The following is a 19191-nucleotide window of genomic DNA, read 5'->3' on the forward strand; positions in this document are numbered from 1 at the left end:
CGAATTTACCTGAAGAAGCGCCGTGCTGACGATCACCCGAAAACTCGAATTCGACGCGGGCCACCGCATCCCCGACCACCGCAGCCAGTGCCGTAATCTGCACGGCCATCGCTACGTGCTCGAAATCACGCTGGAAGGCGACCTCGTCGAAACCGAGGGCGCGCCCGACCGCGGCATGGTGATGGACTTCGCCGATGTGAAGTCGCTCGCGAACCAGCATCTCGTCGATCTGTGGGATCACGCGTTCCTCGTCTTCGCGGGCGACACGCAGGTGCGCGGCTTCCTCGAAACGCTGCCGGGCCACAAGACAGTCGTGATCGACCGCATTCCGACCGTGGAAAACCTCGCGGCCATCGCGTTCGACATTCTCGCGAACGTGTACGACGCGCACTATGGCGTGAATCTGCGCCTGCACAAGCTGCGCCTGTACGAGACGCCGAACTGCTGGGCCGAAGTCACGCGCGACTGACGCGAGCAGGACCCCGCCTCAGTCGTTTCACCCGCCGCTTCACCCTCGCTCCGACGACCCGCGCAAGGCGGGTTTCCGTGCCGACCGCCAGGTTTTTGTCGCGGTATGATCATTGCCGCAAGGCCTGCGCATCCCCGCGCGCGGCCCGACAAACACATAACGGAGCGAGACCTGCCGGCTGCCGCGCTGCCGGGCGACACCGCCCGCGCCTGGCGCGTGCGCCCCGCGGCCTCGCCGGGAGCACGGCGATGAGCACCTTCACCAATCCCCTCAAGGAACGCCTCAAGGAGGCGGACGCGCTATTCGGCTTATGGCTTTCGATGGGCAGCGAGACCGCCGCCGAGGCGCTCGCGCACGCCGGCTTCGACTGGCTGTTGATCGACATGGAGCACACGCCCAACGACAGCGCCGACACCATCGCGCAACTGCGCGCCATCGCGGCCGCGCATCTGCCCACCGAGCCCGTGGTGCGTCTGCCGGACAGCGAGCCGTGGCTCGTGAAGCATGTGCTCGACGCGGGCGCGCGCACGGTGATGTTCCCCAACGTGGCCTCGGCTGAAGAGGCCGCACGCGCTGTGAGCCTCACGCAGTACCCCGACGCGCGCACGCCCGGCGGCCAGCGCGGCGTGGCGGGCGTGGTGCGCGCGGCGGCCTACGGCATGCGGCGCGATTATCTTCAGGGCGCGAACGCGCAGATCGCGACGATCGTGCAGATCGAGTCGGCGGCGGCACTGGCCGAAGTCGAGAAGATCGCGAAGGTGCCGGGCGTCGACTGCCTGTTCGTGGGTCCCGCCGATCTGGCCGCGAGCCTCGGCCATCTCGGCGACTCGAAGCATCCGGACGTCGTCGCCGCCGTGCAGCGCATCGTCGCGGCCGCGCGCGAGGCGGGCGTCGCGGCAGGCATCTTCGCCATGGATGCGGCCGCCGCCAGGCAGTATCGCGAGATGGGTTTCAGCTTCATCGCCCTGGCCGCCGACGTGATATGGCTCGTGCGCGCGACACGCCAGGCGCTGCAGGAGGCGAGATCATGAAGCGTCCGAAAGCGCTTTTCGGGCGTGCGCGCGCGCTCGCCATCGGCTGTCTCGCGGCCGCTGCGCTCGGTGTGAGCGGAGTGACGGCAGCCGCCGACGCCGCGAGCGCCACCGCAGGCGCGGAGTCCGATCCGCAAACGGCCAACGCCGTTGCCGACTACAACGCGGGCAACCTCAGCGCGGCGCGCGCCGAGTTCCTGGCGGCGGCCGAGCGCGGCAACCGGCTGGCGGAGTTCAACTACGCGATGATGCTCGTGAACGGCGAAGGCGGGGCCGCCGACGTGGGCGAGGGCCGCAAGTGGCTGCGCAAGGCGGCGGACGCGAACATGTCGCACGCGCAGTACGTGTACGGCAAGATGTACGACGACGGCGACTTCGTCGAGCGCGATCCCGTGCAGGCGCACCAGTGGTTTCTCAAGGCGGCGAAGCAGGGTCACGTGCAGGCGGAACTGGCGCTCGCGAACCAGTACCTGGACGGTCGTGGCACCACGCGCGACAACAAGCAGGCGTTCTACTGGTACAAGAAGGCCGCCGAGGGCGGCGACATGACGGCGCAATACGTGACCGGCTCGTTCTACGAGCGCGGCGGCGACGGCGTGCCGAAGAACCTCAACGTCGCGCGCGCGTACTATGCCGCCGCGGCGGCGCAGGGCGATCCCGTGGCGCGTTTGAAGTACCAGCAGTTGAGCGCGCAGCTGATGAAGTCGGCGCCCACCCAGTAAGCGCCAGCAAGCGACCGCGAAACGAAAACGCGCCGTTCAATGTTGGCGCGTTTTTTTTGGTTGCTTCGATTTCTGCGATCGGGCGGCCATAGCTGTCTGCCGCGCCTTCAACTCTGCATCAACCGCTTCTGGCGTCCCACGCTCATGATGAGCCCGATCGCCACGCCGAGCGTGGTGAGCGCCGTGCCGCCATAACTCATGAACGGCAGCGGCACGCCCACCACGGGCAGGATGCCGCTCACCATGCCGATGTTGACGAACGCATAGGTAAAGAACGCCATCGTGAGCGAGCCGGCCAGTAATCGCCCAAAGAGCGTCGAGCCGATCGCGGCGATATAGAGCCCGCGCGCGATCAGACACATATAGAGCGTGAGCAGCACGAGGCCGCCCGCGAGGCCGAACTCTTCGGAGAACACCGCGAAGATGAAGTCGGTGTGCTTTTCGGGAATGAACTCCAGGTGCGACTGTGTGCCCTTCAACCAGCCCTTGCCGAGCGGGCCGCCCGAGCCGATCGCGATCACGGCCTGGATGGTGTGGAAGCCCTTGCCGAGCGGATCGGAGGTCGGGTCGAGCAGCGTGCAGATGCGGTGCTTCTGGTAGTCGTGCATGAGCGGCCAGTTCACCTGCGGCTGGCAGATCTTGTCCTGGAACGCCGCGATCGAGGCCACCGCGATCACGCCTGCGATCAACACCGGCACGATCAGCTTGAACGAGAGCCCCGCGAAATAGATGACGAAGAGGCCCGACGCGAACACGAGCACGGCGGTGCCCAGGTCCGGCTGCTTGGCGATGAGCCCCACCGGCACGAGCAGAATCACGAAGCCGACGACGAAGTCGTACCAGCGCATCACGCCTTCGCGGCGCTGGTAGTACCAGGCGAGCATGAGCGGCGTGGCGATCTTGAGGATTTCCGAGGGCTGAATCACGACGCCGACGTTGATCCAGCGCTTTGCGCCCTTGCGCGTGAGGCCGAATAGCGCCACGGCGATGAGCAGCGCGATGCCGAAGGTATAGATCGGCACCGCGAAGCGCATGAGCGTGTTGGGCGGCACATTGGCGAGCGCCCACATCAGCACGAAGGTGAGCATGATGTTGCGCAGCTGGTCTTCCACGCGGCCCGGCACGTCGAGGCTCGCGCTGTACAGCGTGACGATGCCCACGCACAGCAGCAGGAACACGGTGAGCGCGAGCGGTCGGTCGAAGCCGAGGAACATCTTGCGCAGCGTGTCGAGCACCGCGCGCTTGTCGATCTTGTCGAACTGAAGGAAAGGCATGGTGGTTCCTTACTCGTCGATGCCGCCCGTTGCGGGCTTGGGCGGCGGTGCGAGCGTAGCCGCGTCGCTCGCGCTGGCGGGGCGGTGCGGGCGATGGGGGCCAGGGCCGAAGTGGCGGGGCACGGAGGCGGGCGCGGGGCGGGCGGCACCCGTGTCCGCCGTGCCGTTCGTGCCGCCGGTGCCGCCGTTCACGGCGTCGGTTGTGGCGGGCGCATCGAGGCTAACGTTCTGGCGTGGCTGGCGAGTCTTGCCGGCGGCGCTGCTTGCGGGCGTAGCCCGCGCCGCCGCGCCGGGGGCCGCAGGCGCAGCGGAGGCAGGCGCAGCAGCGGCCGCGCCCGAGGCTTCCGAAGCCGCCGCAGCAGCAGCCGAAGCAGCCGCAGCCGCAGATGCCGCGCCGGGAATCGGCAGCGGCGTGAAGCCGGCTGCGACCCGCACCGGCTGTGCGGCCGGTACGGCCGGTGTGGCCGGGGCAACGCCCGAGGCCCCCGCGGCTGCTGAAGCCGCCGATGCCGCCTCAGGCGGCGCGCCGATCACGGGCGCGGACGCGTCCTCCGTGGCCGAAGCCGCCGCGCTCACGGCCGCCTGCTCGACGCCGGGCTTGAGCCGGTCGACGAGCCAGTAATCCAGCACGCGGCGAGCGATCGGACCTGCGGCCTGTGCGCCCCAGCCGCCGTTTTCGACGATCAGCGCGACGGCGATCTGCGGCTTCTCGGCTGGCGCGAACGTGATGAAGAGCGCGTGGTCGCGCAGATTTTCGGCGAGCGCATGCGCCTTGTACTTGCCGCCCTGCAGCGAGAAGACCTGCGCCGTGCCGGTCTTGCCCGCCGAGGTGTACGGCGCGTTGCGGAACACCTGGTAGGCCGTGCCCGAGGGATTCATCGTCACGTTTTCCATGCCGCGCTTGACGACGTCGATATCGGCCTGGCTCACGTTCAGGCGCCCGCTTTCGCTCGGCACCGTGAGGCGCTCCTGCTTCGTGATCGGATTCTCGATCTCCTTCACGAGGTGGGGCTTCATCAGAATGCCGTTGTCGGCGAGCGTGGCCGTGGCATGCGCGAGCTGCAGGATCGTGAACGAGTTGTAGCCCTGGCCGATCCCGAGGCTGATCGTCTCGCCCTCGTACCAGCGCTGCTGCTCGGGCTTGCGGTACGCCTTGCGCTTCCATTCGGTGGAGGGCAGGATGCCGCGCGCCTCGCCCGCGATGTCGATGCCGGTGAGCTGGCCGAAGCCGAGCGGCTTCATGAAGTTGGCGATGTTGTCCACGCCCAGGTCGTGCGCGAGCATGAAGAAGTAGGTGTCGTTCGACACCATGATCGCGCGGTTCATGTCGATCCAGCCCTGGCCCGAGCGCACGTCGTTGTTGAAGCGGTGGCCGCCGAACATGTAGTAGCCGGGGTCGGAGAAGCCCCACTGCGGCGTGCGCTTGTGCAGCGTGAGCGCGGCGAGCGCCATGAACGGCTTGTAGGTCGAGCCCGGCGGGTAGGTGCCGTGCAGCGGACGGTTCAGGAGCGGGTGATCGGGCGAGTTATTGAGCTCGTCCCAGGTCTGCTGGTCGATGCCGTCTACGAACGAGTTCGGGTCGAAGCTCGGTGCCGAGACGAACGCGAGAATGTCGCCCGTGGACGGCTCGATGGCCACAAGCGCGCCGCGCTTGCCCGCGAAGGCCTGCTCGGCCACCTGCTGCAGACCGATGTCGATCGACAGCACGAGGTTGTTGCCGGGCGTGGCCTGGGTGCGCGAGAGCGTGCGCACGGGGCGCCCGCCCGCCGTCACTTCCACTTCCTCGAAGCCGGTCAGGCCGTGCAGCTCGGTTTCGTAGCTTTGCTCGACGCCGATTTTGCCGATGTAGTCGGTGCCGTTGTAGTTGTTCGCGTCCAGACGCGGATCGTAGTGCTCGGGATCGCTGTCGTTCTTGTCGGAGAGATCGTCGATGCGCTCCTGGTCGTGCTGCGAAATCCGGCCGATATAGCCGATCACGTGCGCGGCCGTGGGCCCGAGCGGATATTGGCGGAACAGGCGCGCGCGCACTTCCACGCCGGGGAAGCGGAAGCGCTGGGCGGTGAAGCGCGCGACTTCGTCGTCGGTCAGGCGCGTGCGGATCGGCAGGCTCTCGAAGTTCTTCGAGTCTTCGAGCAGCTTCTTGAAGCGGCGGCGGTCGCGCGCATCGATCGGAATCACGGTTGAGAGCTCGTCGATCGTATTGTCGAGCGTGTCGGTGAGCTTCGAGGGCGTGATTTCGAGCGTGTACGCCGAGTAGTTCTTGGCGAGCACGACGCCGTTGCGGTCGGTGATGATGCCGCGGTTCGGCACGATCGGCGCGACGGAAATGCGGTTTTCGTCGGCCTGCAGCGAATACTTGCTGTGGTTCCAGACCTGCAGATAGAGGAAGCGGAACGCGATCAGCCCGAAGCAGACGAACACGAACAGCCCCGCCGCCGCGACGCGCAGGCGGAACTTCGTGAGCTGCTGCTGGGTGTCCTTGAATTCGGTCATGCTGTCAGACCCAGGCGCCGCGGTTCCAATCGCGAGGAACGGCGGGCCGGGGTGCGTAAGAGGTAGTCAAGCGAGTCTTCCAGCGGCGGGCGGCGGGCCGCTCAAATGGGCCGGGTGTCGTCGGGATCGACGGGGCGGCGCTGCGGCAGGAGCAGCAGCACGCTCGCGATCGGCCAGAGGATCGCCTCGACGAAGCCGCTGATGAGATAACCCCAGCCAGGAAACGAAGCGCCCATCAGCAGGCGGATCACGAACGGCACGACCTGCGCGCCGACCAGCATGGGCGTGACGGCGAACATCTGCAGGCCGATCGACATCCACAGCACGCGGCGGTGAATGGTGATCGCGCCATAGGAAAGCAACGTGTACGCGAGCGCGTGCTCGCCGAGCAGATTCGCGTTGTGGACGTCCATGAGGAGCCCGAGGAAGAACGCGACGCCCATGCCGACTTTGCGCGGCTGGTGAATGTTCCAGAACAGCAGCACGAGCGCGACGAAGTCGGGCACGCCGGGCAGCTTGCCCCAGGGCAGCAGGTTCAGCAGGAACGCCGCCGCGAGGCTGAAAACGATGAAGTACGGATTGACCGGCTGCAGAATGTATTGCGGACGCGGCATCAATGGCCCCCTTTCTCGACGGCCTTCGCTGCCTCTTCGCGCAGGCTCTCCCTGGGCCGCTTTTTCTCCGCCGGCTTCGTGTCTGCTGCGGCTGCATTCGCTGCCGGCTTCGCCTGCTGCGCCGGCGCCGGGGCCGCGCCCGATGCGGCGGCGGCGGGCTTCGCCTTCGCGTCATCGGCCTTTTTGTCAGCCTTTTTGTCCGCGGCCTTGGCGGCCTTCTTCTTCGCGTCCTTCGCCTCGGCGGCCGCTGCGGCTTCCTCGGCGGCGATCGGGTTGGGCGGCACCTGCGGCACATAGTGCAGCACGAGCACCTGGCGCGCCCCACGCACGGCGGCGAGCGGCAGGCAGACCACGCGTGCGAACGCGGTGTCGGCCTGCTTGTCCACGCGCAGCACCTTCGCGACCGGCAGCCCTTGCGGATAGATGCCGTCGAGCCCGCTCGTCACGAGTTCGTCGCCCACTTGGAGATCGGCGCTGATCGGCACGAAGCGCAGATCGAGCAGGTCGCCCTTCGCCGTGCCGTAGATCACACTGCGCAGACCCGTGCGCACGACTTCGACCGGCACGGCCTGGTCCTTGTCGGTGACGAGCGTGACTTCGGACTGCATGGGGAACACGCGTGTGACCTGGCCGATCACGCCGTCCTCGCTCAATACCGGTGAGCCGTTCTGCACGCCCTGCTGCGAGCCGCCGCCGATCACGACCTTCTGCGTGAACGGGTCGCGCGTGTCGTACTGGATCCCTGCAGGCGTGGTTTGCGCGCCGATGCGCTGCGAGAGCTGCAAAAGCGCGCGCAGGTGCGCGTTTTCGGCGGCGAGCGAAGCGGCCGCGTTGGCCTGCTGCGAAAGCTGAAGATTGCGCACGTGCAGCTGGGTGTTTTCGGTGCGCAGCGTGGAACTCGTCACGGCCAGATCGGCGGCGCCCATAAAGAAGTCACGCGGCACGAGGGCCGCGCGTTGCAGCGGGTAGAGACCCGCGCCGAGCACGCCGCGCACGATCTCGAGCGTCTTGAAACGCGCGTCGGAGACGAGGAGCGCGAGCGACAGCACGACGAAGAAAATCAGCCGTGCGAGTGCCGATGGGCCCTGTTTAAAGAGGGGCGGCGGACTGTATTCCATGGTCGGCGCCGGGGGCGTGTGCGGTTCGGTGAAACAGAGGGTGTAACGGAGGGCACAACGAAGTGTGAATCTTCGGCGCCCCGCAGGACGTCCCGTTGCGGGCGCCGTAACGGCGCGCGCGCCGCCATGCCATCAGTGGCGCGACGACGCCGAAACCGCGCCGCGGGCGAGCGCAGCGGTGCGCGGCGCGCTTACTCGTACGAGAAGATGCTGCCAAGCTTGTCCATGCGCTCGAGCGCCATGCCCGAGCCGCGCACCACGCAGGTGAGCGGGTCTTCGGCCACGAGCACCGGCAGACCGGTTTCTTCGGCGAGCAGGCGGTCCAGGTCGCGCAGCAGCGCGCCGCCGCCCGTGAGCATCATGCCGCGTTCGGCGATGTCGGCGCCCAGTTCCGGCGGCGTTTGTTCGAGCGCGATCTTCACCGACGAGACGATCTGGTTCAGCGGGTCGGTGAGTGCTTCGAGAATTTCGTTGCTCGAAATGGTGAAGCTGCGCGGAATGCCTTCCGACAGGTTGCGGCCCTTCACTTCCATTTCCTTGACTTCGGAACCCGGGAAGGCCGAACCGATTTCCTTCTTGATGGCTTCGGCGGTTTGTTCGCCGATCAGCATGCCGTAGTTGCGGCGGATGTAGTTGACGATCGCTTCGTCGAACTTGTCGCCGCCCACGCGCACCGAGCCCTTGTAGACGATGCCGCCGAGCGAGATCACGCCCACTTCGGTCGTGCCGCCGCCGATGTCGACGACCATCGAGCCCGTGGCTTCCGAAACCGGCAGGCCCGCGCCGATCGCGGCGGCCATCGGCTCTTCGATGAGGTACACCTGCGAGGCGCCCGCGCCGTGCGCGGCTTCCTTGATCGCGCGGCGCTCGACCTGGGTCGAACCGCACGGCACGCAGATGATGATGCGCGGCGACGGCGAGAACATGCGCGACTCGTGCGCCGTCTTGATGAACTGCTTGATCATCTGCTCGGTGACGGTGAAGTCGGCGATCACGCCGTCCTTCATCGGGCGGATGGCTTCGATGTTGCCCGGGACCTTGCCGAGCATCTGCTTGGCTTCCTTGCCGACTGCCTGAATCGTTTTCTTGCCGTTCGGGCCGCCTTCCTGGCGAATGGAGACGACCGAGGGTTCGTCGAGGACGATGCCCTTGCCGCGCATGTAGATCAGGGTGTTGGCGGTGCCGAGGTCGATCGCCAGGTCGTTGGAGAAGTAGCTACGCAGAAAACCGAACATTCAAAAATCCTGTCTCGCTTGTGGCCGTCCTTCCAGCTTGGTGGGCGAGGGCGGCAGCGGAAAAATTCACAGCCTCAGGGCGATATGCTCCACCACGAGAGCACTCCGAAATCACGGCGGAGGGCGTCGCAAGGGGCGCCACGAGGGGCCTGAGACTGCGGGGATAGTTACCGGAGGCAGCCTGGCTGCGCCGCCCGTTTGATCTTGTCTGGCCGCATTGAGTTGCGTACAGACCTGAAAGGCGGATGCAAGGCGGTCCGGGTTTGGGTCGAACGCGTAATGATACCTTATAATTTTGCCTGTTTTGCAGGATCCGGAACGCAGTTTTTGACCTCATCGAAGCTTTCCTCCCGAGCCGGATCCGGCGCGATAAACCGCTGTTGCAGCACCGATTTCCGCACTGCCGCAGCCCCTTTTTCCGGTGACCGCATGGCCCTGACCCTGAACGATGTGAAGCGCATCGCGCATCTTGCGCGCCTCGAACTGGCCGACGCCGAAGCCGGCAATACGCTCGAACGCCTGAACGGCTTCTTCGGCCTCGTCGAGCAGATGCAGGCCGTGGACACGACCGGCATCGCCCCGCTCGCCCACCCGATCGAGCAGATCGAGGACGTCGCGCTGCGTCTGCGCGAGGACGCCGTGACCGAAATCGTGGACCGCGAAGCGCTGCAGCGTCCCGCGCCCGCGGTGCAGGACGGACTTTACCTCGTACCGCGCGTGATTGAGTAAGCGCGCAGCATTTTTTCGCCATTTCGAAATCTTTCGAGTCGTCGGAACAGTTCGAAACGGCACGGACTCCCGAATTTTCCGGGGTTTTCCGGGTAGCGGCCCACACGTTTGCCAACGTCGGTCGAGCGGCTCCCGGACGGCGCAACGATCGGATTTCGACCACGCCGTGACGTTCTTCCAGGAATCACGCAATGCATGACAAAAGCTTGACCGAACTGCGCGCCGCGCTGGCTGCGAAGGAGTGCTCCGCAGTCGAGCTGGCCCAGCACTTTCTGGGCCGGATTGAAGCGCATCAAGACCTGAACGCCTTCGTCGACGTCAATCCCGAATTGACGCTCGCCCAGGCGAAGGCCGCCGACGCGCTCCTGCACTCGGGCCACGCGGGCCCGCTCGCGGGCATTCCGCTCGCGCACAAGGACGTGTTCGTCACGCGCGGCTGGCGCTCGACCGCCGGCTCGAAGATGCTTGCAAACTACGTGAGCCCGTTCGACGCGACCGTGGTCGAGCGGCTCGAGCGCGCGGGCATGGTCTGCCTCGGCAAGACCAACATGGACGAATTCGCGATGGGCTCGTCCAACGAGAACTCGCATTTCGGCGCCGTGAAGAACCCGTGGGACACGAAGGCCGTGCCGGGCGGCTCGTCGGGCGGTTCCGCCGCGGCCGTCGCCGCGCGCCTCGCGCCCGCCGCGACCGGCACCGACACCGGCGGCTCGATTCGCCAGCCGGCGTCGTTCACGGGCGTGACGGGCATCAAGCCCACCTACGGCCGCGTCTCGCGCTACGGCATGATCGCGTTCGCCTCGTCGCTCGACCAGGGCGGCCCGTTCGCGCACAGCGCCGGCGATTGCGCGCTGCTCCTGAACGCCATGGGCGGCTTCGACGAGCGCGACTCGACGAGCCTCACGCACGAGCACGAGGACTACACGCGCTTCATCGGCCAGACATGGAGCCAGGAGGCCAGCGCCGACAAGCCGCTCGCGGGCCTGCGCATCGGCCTGCCGAAGGAATACTTCGGCGCGGGTCTCGCCGACGACGTGCGCGCCGCCATCGACGCCGCGCTGAAGACGTACGAATCGCTCGGCGCCACGCTCGTGGAAGTCACGCTGCCGAAAACCGAGCTGTCGATTCCCGTGTATTACGTGATCGCCCCGGCGGAAGCCTCGTCGAACCTCTCGCGCTTCGACGGCGTGCGCTTCGGCCACCGCGCCGCCGAATACCGCGATCTGCTCGACATGTACAAGAAGTCGCGTGCCGAGGGCTTCGGCCCCGAGGTGAAGCGCCGCATTCTGGTGGGCACCTACGTGCTCTCGCACGGCTACTACGATGCGTACTACCTGCAGGCGCAGAAGATTCGCCGCATCATTGCGCAAGACTTCCAGGAAGCGTTCAAACAGTGCGACGTCATCATGGGACCGGTCGCGCCGAGCGTGGCATGGGACCTGGGCGCCAAGGGCGACGATCCGCTGCAGATGTACCTCGCGGACATCTACACGCTTTCCACGAGCCTCGCGGGCCTGCCCGGCATGAGCGTGCCGTGCGGCTTCGGCGCGGGTGCGAACGCGCAGCGACCCGTCGGTCTGCAGATCGTCGGCAACTATTTCAACGAGGCCCGCATGCTGCAGGTCGCCGACGCCTTCCAGCGCGCGACCGACTGGCATCGCAAGGCGCCGGCAGGGGTATGAACATGGCAACACAGTGGGAAGTGGTGATCGGTCTGGAGACGCACGCGCAATTGTCGACGGCGTCGAAGATCTTCTCGGGCGCATCGACGCAGTTCGGCGCCGCGCCCAACTCGCAGGCCTGCCCCGTCGATCTCGCGCTGCCGGGCGTGCTGCCGGTGATGAACCGCGGCGCCGTGGAGCGCGCGATCCAGTTCGGCCTCGCGATCAACGCGACGATTGCGCCGCGCAGCATTTTCGCGCGCAAGAACTACTTCTATCCGGACCTGCCCAAGGGCTATCAGATCAGCCAGTACGAGATTCCGGTCGTGCAGGGCGGGCAGATCACGATCCAGGTCCCGGCTAACGAAAAGGCCGGCAAGGAAGCCTACGAGAAGACCGTCAACCTGACGCGCGCGCACCTCGAAGAAGACGCGGGCAAGTCGCTGCACGAAGACTTCGCGGGCATGACGGGCATCGACCTGAACCGCGCCGGCACGCCGCTGCTCGAAATCGTCACGGAACCCGAAATGCGCAGTGCCGCCGAAGCGGTTGCGTACGCGAAGTCGCTGCACACGCTCGTCGTGTGGCTCGGCATTTGCGACGGCAACATGCAGGAAGGCTCGTTCCGCTGCGACGCGAACGTCTCCGTGCGCCCGGTCGGCCAGAAGGAATTCGGCACGCGCGCCGAGATCAAGAACCTGAACTCGTTCCGCTTCCTCGAAGAGGCGATCCAGTACGAAGTGCGCCGCCAGATCGAGCTGATCGAAGACGGCGGCACGGTGGTGCAGGAAACGCGCCTCTACGACCCGGACAAGCGCGAGACGCGTTCGATGCGCAGCAAGGAAGACGCGCACGATTACCGCTATTTCCCCGACCCCGACCTCATGCCGCTCGTGATCGATGCCGCGTGGGTCGAGCGCGTGAAGGGCGAGCTGCCCGAGCTGCCCGCGACGATGCAAACGCGCTTTGTCGAGCAGTACGGCGTGACGCCGTATGACGCGAACGTGCTCACGTCGAGCAAGGCAATGGCGGCTTACTTCGAAGCCGTGGTGGCGAAGGCGGGCGCGGCGCAGGCCAAGGCCGCCGCCAACTGGCTGATGGGCGAAGTCTCGTCGCAGCTCAACCGCGAAGGCCTCGACATCGCCGCTTCGCCGGTCTCGGCCGCGCAGTTCGCCGTGCTGCTCGCGCGCATCGCCGACGGCACGATCTCGAACAAGATCGCCAAGGAAGTGTTCCAGGCGATGTGGGACGAGAAGGCTGCCGACGAAGCCGCTGCCGATCGCATCATCGAAGCGAAGGGCCTCAAGCAGATCTCGGACACCGGCGCGCTCGAAGCGATCATCGACGAGGTGCTCGCCGCGAACCAGAAGTCGGTGGAAGAATTCCGCGCCGGCAAGGAAAAGGCGTTCAACGCGCTGATCGGCCAGGCGATGAAGGCCACCAAGGGCAAGGCGAACCCGCAGCAGGTCAACGAGCTGCTGAAGAAGAAGCTGGGCTGAGTTTGGGCGGGTTTGAGTAGCGTGCCGCCCTGATTCGGGCATGCTAGCGAGGCGGCGTCGTGCGTAGCAGCGCGGCGCCGCCTTGCCGCTTCAGGCGGGCTGCGGCGCTGGCGCCGTCAAATTCACGAGAGAGAGGAGAACAACGCATGTCCCACATCCCGAGTCTCGACAGTTACCGCGTGCCGTACTTCAGCGACAAGAAGGCGGAGACGTTCTCGCTCAACGCGCTCGACCCCGCCGCGAAACCGTTCTCGACCGGCAGCAAGGACGGTGACCGCGACCGGCTCGCCGAGATCGGCAACCAGCTCGACATATTGCAGGAGCGTCTGCATTCGCAGCGCCATCAGCGCGTGCTGCTCGTGTTGCAGGGCATGGACACGAGCGGCAAGGACGGCACGATTCGCGGCGTGTTTCACGAGGTCGATCCGCTCGGCCTGCGCATCGTGCCGTTTCGCGCGCCGACGCCCATCGAAGCCGCGCGCGACTTTCTCTGGCGCGTGCACCTGCAAGTGCCCGCGGCCGGCGAGCTGGCGATCTTCAACCGCAGCCACTACGAAGACGTGCTCGTGCCGCGCGTGATTGGCCAGATCGATTCGGCCGAGTGCGAGCGCCGCTACCGGCAGATTCGCCATTTCGAGGCGCTGCTCGCCGAGAGCGGCACGTCGATCATCAAGTGCATGCTGCACATTTCGAAGGACGAGCAGCGCAGTCGCATCCAGGCGCGCATCGACGACCCCACCAAGCACTGGAAATTCGACGTCTCCGATCTCGAAGCGCGCAGGCATTGGGACGCCTATCAGGCCGCGTACCACGACGCGCTCGCGGCTACCTCCACGGAGTACGCACCGTGGTACGTGATTCCCGCGAACTCGAAGTCGCATCGCAACCTCATGGTGGCCGAACTGCTGCTGCGCCTGATGGACAGTCTGAAACTCGAATTTCCGCCGGCCAAGGCCGAACTCAAGGGTCTCAGGATCGACTGAGACCGACCGTATTCCCTCGCGCGGCGCGGTGCAGTTCCGCTTCGGCGCGCCGTGCGAGGCAACGCACAATCAAGAGGAAAGAAGACATGTTGCGTGTGATCACCGCGAATCTGAACGGCATCCGCTCGGCGGCGAAGAAAGGCTTTTTCGAATGGTTCGGCGAACAGAAGGCCGACGTGCTCTGCGTGCAGGAAATCAAGTGCTCGCAGGACGACATGACCCCGGAATTCCTCGCCCCGCACGACTTCACGGGCTACTTCCAGCATGCGGTCAAGAAGGGCTATAGCGGCGCGGGCGTCTATTCGCGCCACGAGCCCGACGAGGTGATCATCGGCTTTGGCAGCGAGGAGTTCGACCCGGAAGGGCGCTATGTGGAAACGCGCTTCGGCAAGCTTTCGGTGATCTCCGTGTACGTGCCTTCGGGCTCGAGCGGCGACGAACGGCAGGCCGCGAAGTACCGCTTCATGGACGAATTCATGCCGCATCTCGCGGAACTCAAGCGTGAGCGCGAAGTGATCCTGTGCGGCGACGTGAACATCGTCCACAAGGAAATCGACATCAAGAACTGGAAGGGCAACCAGAAGAACTCCGGCTGCCTGCCCGAAGAGCGCGCATGGCTCACGAGCCTCTTCGACGACGTGGGCTACGTGGACGTGTTCCGCACGCTCGACCCGCGCCCCGAGCAATACACGTGGTGGAGCAACCGCGGCCAGGCGTATGCGAAGAACGTGGGGTGGCGTATCGACTATCAGATCGCGACGCCCGGCATTGCGCACAAGGCGAAAAAGACCTCGATCTTCAAGGACATCAAGTTCAGCGACCACGCGCCGCTGACCATCGACTACGACCACAAGGTCAAGAGCTGACGCTCACCGCGGCGCGCTGTGAAACCGCTTTCAGGGCGCCGAAACCACCTTGCGCTTTTGCACGGCCGGGATGCCCTCGTAGTCGGGCAACTCGGCGAGCGGCTTGCCCATGGCCTTTGCGTAGAGCGGCATCATGTCGGCGAGGCGCTTGGCGATATCGGCGCGTCGCGCCGGCGTGTACGGATGCACGTAGATGAATCCCTGGTCGCGGTCGGCGCGCGTCGCCACCGCGAGCTTGTCCCACAGCGTGAGCGCCGCGCGCGGATCGAATCCCGCGCGCGAGGCGATATCGCTGCCGATCACGTCGGCTTCGGTTTCGTCGGCGCGGCCGTAGTGCATTTCCACGAGTTGCGAGCCGATACCGAGCGGAAACACGCCGAGATCCGCGAGCCCGAATAGCTGCGGCACAGAGCCCGATTCGATCTGCGCGGCCTGTTGTTCGCCCAGGCGCTCGCGCACGTGCTCGCGCACTGCATGCGCGATCTCGTGGCCAAGCAGCATGCCGAACTCGTTGTCGTTGAGCTTCACGCGATCGAGCAGGCCGCCATACACGACGATCTTGCCGCCCGGCAGCGCGTACATGCGGATGTCGTTCGAGCGGATCACCGCCACTTCCCACTTCCAGTTCTTGACGCGATCGCCCCACTTCAGCGAGTAAGGCGCGAGCCGGTCGACGAACGCCCGCACGCGCTGCACGTGCGGATCGCTTTCGGCATAGAGGCGGTTCGAATGGGCCGCGCCGCGCACGATCTCGTTGAACTCGGCCGTGGCCTGCGCTTCGAGCATCGGCGAGGGAATCAGATTGCGGTACACGGCGGCGTTGCCGAATCGCACCACGCGGCCCGTGTTCGGCGCGCCGGGGGCGACGCTGCCCGGCGTAGCGCTCGCGTTTGCGCCGATGTTTGCTGCGCCGTTCGTGTTATTCGCCGGGTTGGTCGCGCCATTGCCGGCTGGCGGCAGTGCAGGATTGCCTGGCACGGCGGCGGGGGCGTTCGTCGCGGCGGGGTTCTCGGCAGCCCACGCATTCCATGCGCCAAGCGCCGGCCAGGCGGTGGCGAGCGCCAGCACGAGCGCACGCGCGCGCGCGCCGCTGCGCTGCAGCGCACGCGGGCTTTGCGCGACGGTCTCATGCGTGCTCACGACCGGACTCTCCACGGGGCAATACGAATGAGCAGGAGCATACCCGGTACCGCGAGCACCGTGCAGACGATGAAATAGTCGAACCAGCCGATCTTCGCCACCACGTAGCCGCTCGCGGCGGAGGCCAGCGTGCGCGGCACGGAGGCGAGGCTCGTGAAGAGTGCGAACTGCGTGGCGGTGTAACGCGGATCGGTCGTGCTTGCAATATAGGCAGTGAACGCAGCGAGCGTGAGTCCCGTTGCGAAGGTCTCGAAGCCGTACACGAGCGCGAGCGCAACGGCGCGCGGATCGAGCGTGAACTGCACGGTGGCGCCGAAGAGACCTGCGGCCCACGAAACCGCGTGGCTCACGGCGAGCACGGCATCGTAGATGGCGGCGAGCGAGGGCGAGCCTGCGCCGAGCTGCGCGAGCCACGCGAAACCCAGAGTGGAAATCATTTGCAGGAAGCCGAAGATCCACAGCCCGCGCCCAATGCCGATCTTCACGAGCGCCACGCCGCCGACAATGCCGCCCGCGAGGCTCGCGCCGAACGCCGTCATCTTGGCGATCACGCCGATCTCCGTGCGCGAATAGCCGATGTCGAGGAAGAACGATGTGGACAGGGTCGTCGCCATCGTATCGCCGAGTTTGTAGAGGAAGATAAACGCGAGCACAAAGAGTGCCGCGGCGAGACCGTCGCGGCGCACGAATTCGGCGAACGGCTGCACGATCGCTTCGCGCAGGTTCTTCGGCGGCGCGCCGTGCACTTCGGGCTCTTTCACGACGAGCGTCATGATCATGCCGGGAATCATGAACGCCGCCGTCACGACGAATACGGTGCTCCACGGCAGATGATCGGAGAGGATCAGCGCGAGCGAGCCCGGCACGAGTGCCGCGATCTTGTAGGCATTCACGTGCACGGCGTTGCCGAGGCCCTGCTGCGTATCAGTGAGCAGTTCGCGCCGGTAGGCGTCGATGGAGATGTCCTGGCTCGCGCCGAAGAACGCCACCAGCGCGGTGAGCGCGGCAACCGTCCAGATCGAATCTTTCGGCGAAACGTAGCCGAGCGTGCCGATGGCGAGCGCCACGAGAATCTGCGTGACGAGCATCCAGCCGCGCCGCCGCCCCGGGCGCCAGCCGGGCAGACGCGGCACGTAGCGGTCCATGAGCGGCGCCCAGACGAACTTCCAGGTGTAGGGGAACTGGATCAGCGCGAAGAGGCCGATCTCCTTGAGATTGACGCCCTCCGAGCGCAGCCACGCCTGCACCAGATAGACGAGCGTGAAGAGCGGCAGCCCGGAGGTAAAGCCGAGGAACACGCAGATCAGCATGTGCGTATTCAGATACGCACGCCAGCCGGGGTGGGATTCGTGAGCGGTAAGAGCGGGTGCCTCGTGGGGCGGATTCTGCATGTCGTCGTTAGCGGCGGCGGTGTTGGGTGCGGTTCCAGGTGAACTGGTCGGGCAGAAAAACACGCGACGCCGCGCACGGCGTCATTTTTTTCTCACGCGATAGACCGCAAGACTACCACGCCAGTTCACACCCCAACGAACGGTCTGACCCCCATGGAGCACGGCGCGGTCGAGAATTTCGATGCCCACTTCGGGCGCGAGCGCCTCGAAGTCCTTCACCGTGAGAACACGCACGTTCGGCGTGTTATGCCACTGGTAGGGCAGCGACTTCGAAACCGGCATGCGTCCGCGCATGACCGAAAGCCGGTGCGGCCAGTAGCCGAAGTTCGGGAACGAGACGATGCACTCCTTGCCCACGCGCGCCGTCTCGCGCAGGATGGCGGCCGTTTGGTGAATGGTCTGCAGCGTTTGCGAGAGGATCGCGAAGTCGAAGCTCGCGTCCTCGAACAGGCGCAGGCCGTCTTCCAGATTCTGCTGGATCACGTTGATGCCGTTCTTCACCGATGCGAGCACGCCCGCGTCGTTGATCTCGATGCCGTAGCCCGTGCACTCCAGCTCCTCGGTGAGCAGCGAGAGCAGCGAGCCGTCGCCGCAGCCGAGGTCGAGCACCTTCGCGCGCGGTTCGATCCAGCGCGCAATGGTGCGAAAGTCGGGACGGGCGGAAAGACTGTCGAAAGCGCTCTGGTTCATGCGCCCACCTCAGCAGCAATACGTTCGTAGTAAGCGCGCACCACATTGTGATAGCGCGCGTCGTCGAGCAGGAAGGCGTCGTGGCCGTGCGGGGCGTCGATTTCCGCGTAGGTCACCTGGCGCTTGTGATCGAGCAGCGCCTTCACGAGTTCGCGCGAACGCGCGGGCGCGAAACGCCAGTCGGTCGCGAAGCTCGCCACGAGGTATTTCGCCTTCGTGTGCGCGAGCGCGCGCGTGAGGTCGCCGTCATACGCCTTCGCGGGATCGAAGTAATCGAGCGCACGCGTGATCAGCAGGTAGGTGTTGGCGTCGAAGTAGTCGGCGAACTTGTCGCCTTGATAGCGCAGGTACGACTCCACTTCGAATTCCACGTCGAAGTTGAAGTTGTAGGCGTTCTCGGCGCCTTCCGCGCGGCGCAGCGCCCGGCCGAATTTCTCGGCCATGTCGTCGTCGGACAGATAGGTGATGTGGCCGATCATGCGCGCCACGCGCAGGCCGCGGCGCGGCTTCACGTGGTGGGCGTAGTAGTCGCCGCCATGGAAGTCGGGGTCCGAGAGGATGGCCGAGCGCGCGACTTCGTTGAACGCGATGTTCTGCGCCGAGAGCTTGGGCGTGGAGGCGACCACGATGCAGTGGCCGAGACGATCCGGATAGCGCAGGCTCCATGCAAGCGCTTGCATGCCGCCAAGGCTGCCGCCCATCACCGCGGCGAACTTCTCGATGCCGAAGCGATCGGCCACGCGCGCCTGGGCGTCCACCCAGTCCTCGACGGTCACGACCGGAAACTTCGCGCCATAGGGCTGGCCGGTGGCCGCGTCGAGGCTCATGGGGCCGGTCGAGCCGAAGCACGAGCCGAGATTGTTCACGCCGATCACGAAGAAGCGGTTGGTGTCGAGCGGCTTGCCCGGGCCGACCATGTTGTCCCACCACCCCACGTTCTTGGGGTCGTCCGCGTAGACGCCCGCCACGTGGTGCGACGCATTGAGCGCGTGACAGACGAGCACCGCGTTGCTGCGCGCGGCGTTGAGCGTGCCGTAGGTTTCGACCACGAGGTCGTACCCGGCCAGCGCCGTGCCGTTCTGCAGTTGCAGAGGCTCGTCGAAATGCAGTGTTTGAGGAGCGACGATGCCGATCGATTCCATTCGTTCCGCCTTGGTTTTTCGGGCGGCTAAACGGTGTCGGCGGGCGCGGAGTGCGAAAGGGTTGGCGCAGCTGACGACCTCTTTAGCCGCATTTATATCGAACTCCCGGGCCCAGGCCTTGAGAGTTCACGCGC

17 protein-coding genes are annotated in these 19191 nt (G+C 66.0%); 8 read left to right on the forward strand and 9 right to left on the reverse strand.

The features are described 5' to 3' along the window. The first annotated feature begins 25 nt into the window (after positions 1 to 25). The 3 genes from queD (at position 26) to BFD71_RS13990 (ending at position 2222) form a co-directional block, all read left to right on the forward strand. Positions 26 to 469: a 6-carboxytetrahydropterin synthase QueD gene (gene queD / locus BFD71_RS13980; protein WP_028203213.1), complete on the forward strand. Its 444-nt coding sequence runs from the start codon at positions 26 to 28 to the stop codon at positions 467 to 469. Positions 470 to 717: 248 nt separating this feature from the next. Next, positions 718 to 1500 (forward strand): HpcH/HpaI aldolase family protein, encoded by a 783-nt coding sequence (locus tag BFD71_RS13985; RefSeq protein ID WP_069264618.1) that lies wholly within the window; start codon positions 718 to 720, stop codon positions 1498 to 1500. Continuing rightward, positions 1497 to 2222 (forward strand): tetratricopeptide repeat protein, encoded by a 726-nt coding sequence (locus tag BFD71_RS13990; protein ID WP_083245245.1) that lies wholly within the window; start codon positions 1497 to 1499, stop codon positions 2220 to 2222. The genes BFD71_RS13985 and BFD71_RS13990 overlap by 4 nt, the downstream gene beginning before the upstream one ends. Positions 2223 to 2329: 107 nt before the next feature. Here BFD71_RS13990 and rodA read toward each other — a convergent pair whose 3' ends face one another. The 5 genes from rodA to BFD71_RS14015 all read right to left on the reverse strand — a co-directional run bounded on the left by rodA (position 2330) and on the right by BFD71_RS14015 (position 8956). Continuing rightward, positions 2330 to 3496 (reverse strand): rod shape-determining protein RodA, encoded by a 1167-nt coding sequence (gene rodA / locus BFD71_RS13995; RefSeq protein ID WP_069264621.1) that lies wholly within the window; start codon positions 3494 to 3496, stop codon positions 2330 to 2332. A gap of 9 nt (positions 3497 to 3505) precedes the next feature. After that, positions 3506 to 5989, reverse strand: coding sequence for a penicillin-binding protein 2 (mrdA, locus tag BFD71_RS14000; RefSeq protein ID WP_069264623.1), 2484 nt, complete (start codon positions 5987 to 5989; stop codon positions 3506 to 3508). 101 nt (positions 5990 to 6090) lie between these two features. After that, positions 6091 to 6603 (reverse strand): rod shape-determining protein MreD, encoded by a 513-nt coding sequence (gene mreD, locus BFD71_RS14005; RefSeq protein ID WP_069264625.1) that lies wholly within the window; start codon positions 6601 to 6603, stop codon positions 6091 to 6093. Next, positions 6603 to 7721, reverse strand: a complete 1119-nt coding sequence (gene mreC / locus BFD71_RS14010; protein WP_069264627.1) for a rod shape-determining protein MreC — start codon at positions 7719 to 7721, stop codon at positions 6603 to 6605. Before mreC ends, mreD begins: the two co-directional genes overlap by 1 nt. 191 nt (positions 7722 to 7912) lie before the next feature. Then, complete coding sequence (locus BFD71_RS14015) at positions 7913 to 8956, reverse strand: rod shape-determining protein (protein WP_004189550.1); 1044 nt, start codon at positions 8954 to 8956, stop codon at positions 7913 to 7915. A 429-nt stretch (positions 8957 to 9385) separates the two neighbouring features. Between BFD71_RS14015 and gatC the strand changes: the two genes are divergently transcribed. The 5 genes from gatC to BFD71_RS14040 all read left to right on the forward strand — a co-directional run bounded on the left by gatC (position 9386) and on the right by BFD71_RS14040 (position 14694). Beyond that, on the forward strand, positions 9386 to 9685 hold the full coding sequence (gatC, locus tag BFD71_RS14020; protein ID WP_028211911.1) for an Asp-tRNA(Asn)/Glu-tRNA(Gln) amidotransferase subunit GatC: 300 nt from the start codon (positions 9386 to 9388) through the stop codon (positions 9683 to 9685). A gap of 191 nt (positions 9686 to 9876) precedes the next feature. After that, positions 9877 to 11367 (forward strand): Asp-tRNA(Asn)/Glu-tRNA(Gln) amidotransferase subunit GatA, encoded by a 1491-nt coding sequence (gatA, locus tag BFD71_RS14025; RefSeq protein ID WP_069264628.1) that lies wholly within the window; start codon positions 9877 to 9879, stop codon positions 11365 to 11367. Positions 11368 to 11369: 2 nt separating this feature from the next. After that, positions 11370 to 12845: an Asp-tRNA(Asn)/Glu-tRNA(Gln) amidotransferase subunit GatB gene (gene gatB, locus BFD71_RS14030; protein WP_069264770.1), complete on the forward strand. Its 1476-nt coding sequence runs from the start codon at positions 11370 to 11372 to the stop codon at positions 12843 to 12845. Between the two features lie 146 nt (positions 12846 to 12991). Then, positions 12992 to 13828, forward strand: a complete 837-nt coding sequence (locus tag BFD71_RS14035; protein ID WP_069264629.1) for a PPK2 family polyphosphate kinase — start codon at positions 12992 to 12994, stop codon at positions 13826 to 13828. 86 nt (positions 13829 to 13914) lie between these two features. Then, a complete protein-coding gene (locus BFD71_RS14040; RefSeq protein ID WP_069264632.1) occupies positions 13915 to 14694 on the forward strand; it encodes an exodeoxyribonuclease III in 780 nt (259 codons plus the stop codon). Positions 14695 to 14724: 30 nt separating this feature from the next. Here BFD71_RS14040 and BFD71_RS14045 read toward each other — a convergent pair whose 3' ends face one another. From BFD71_RS14045 to metX, 4 genes are all read right to left on the reverse strand, one after another. After that, a complete protein-coding gene (locus BFD71_RS14045; RefSeq protein ID WP_256094708.1) occupies positions 14725 to 15834 on the reverse strand; it encodes a M48 family metallopeptidase in 1110 nt (369 codons plus the stop codon). Continuing rightward, the gene (locus BFD71_RS14050; RefSeq protein WP_069264634.1) at positions 15831 to 17225 is read right to left on the reverse strand and encodes an AmpG family muropeptide MFS transporter; all 1395 of its coding nucleotides are present in this window, start codon (positions 17223 to 17225) and stop codon (positions 15831 to 15833) included. Before BFD71_RS14050 ends, BFD71_RS14045 begins: the two co-directional genes overlap by 4 nt. An 81-nt stretch (positions 17226 to 17306) precedes the next feature. Continuing rightward, positions 17307 to 17915: a methionine biosynthesis protein MetW gene (metW, locus tag BFD71_RS14055; RefSeq protein ID WP_069264642.1), complete on the reverse strand. Its 609-nt coding sequence runs from the start codon at positions 17913 to 17915 to the stop codon at positions 17307 to 17309. Continuing rightward, positions 17912 to 19057: a homoserine O-succinyltransferase MetX gene (gene metX / locus BFD71_RS14060; protein WP_069264645.1), complete on the reverse strand. Its 1146-nt coding sequence runs from the start codon at positions 19055 to 19057 to the stop codon at positions 17912 to 17914. The genes metW and metX overlap by 4 nt, the downstream gene beginning before the upstream one ends. Positions 19058 to 19191: the final 134 nt, after the last annotated feature.

The sequence above is a fragment of the Paraburkholderia nodosa genome, from assembly GCF_001718195.1.
Taxonomy (GTDB): domain Bacteria; phylum Pseudomonadota; class Gammaproteobacteria; order Burkholderiales; family Burkholderiaceae; genus Paraburkholderia; species Paraburkholderia nodosa_A.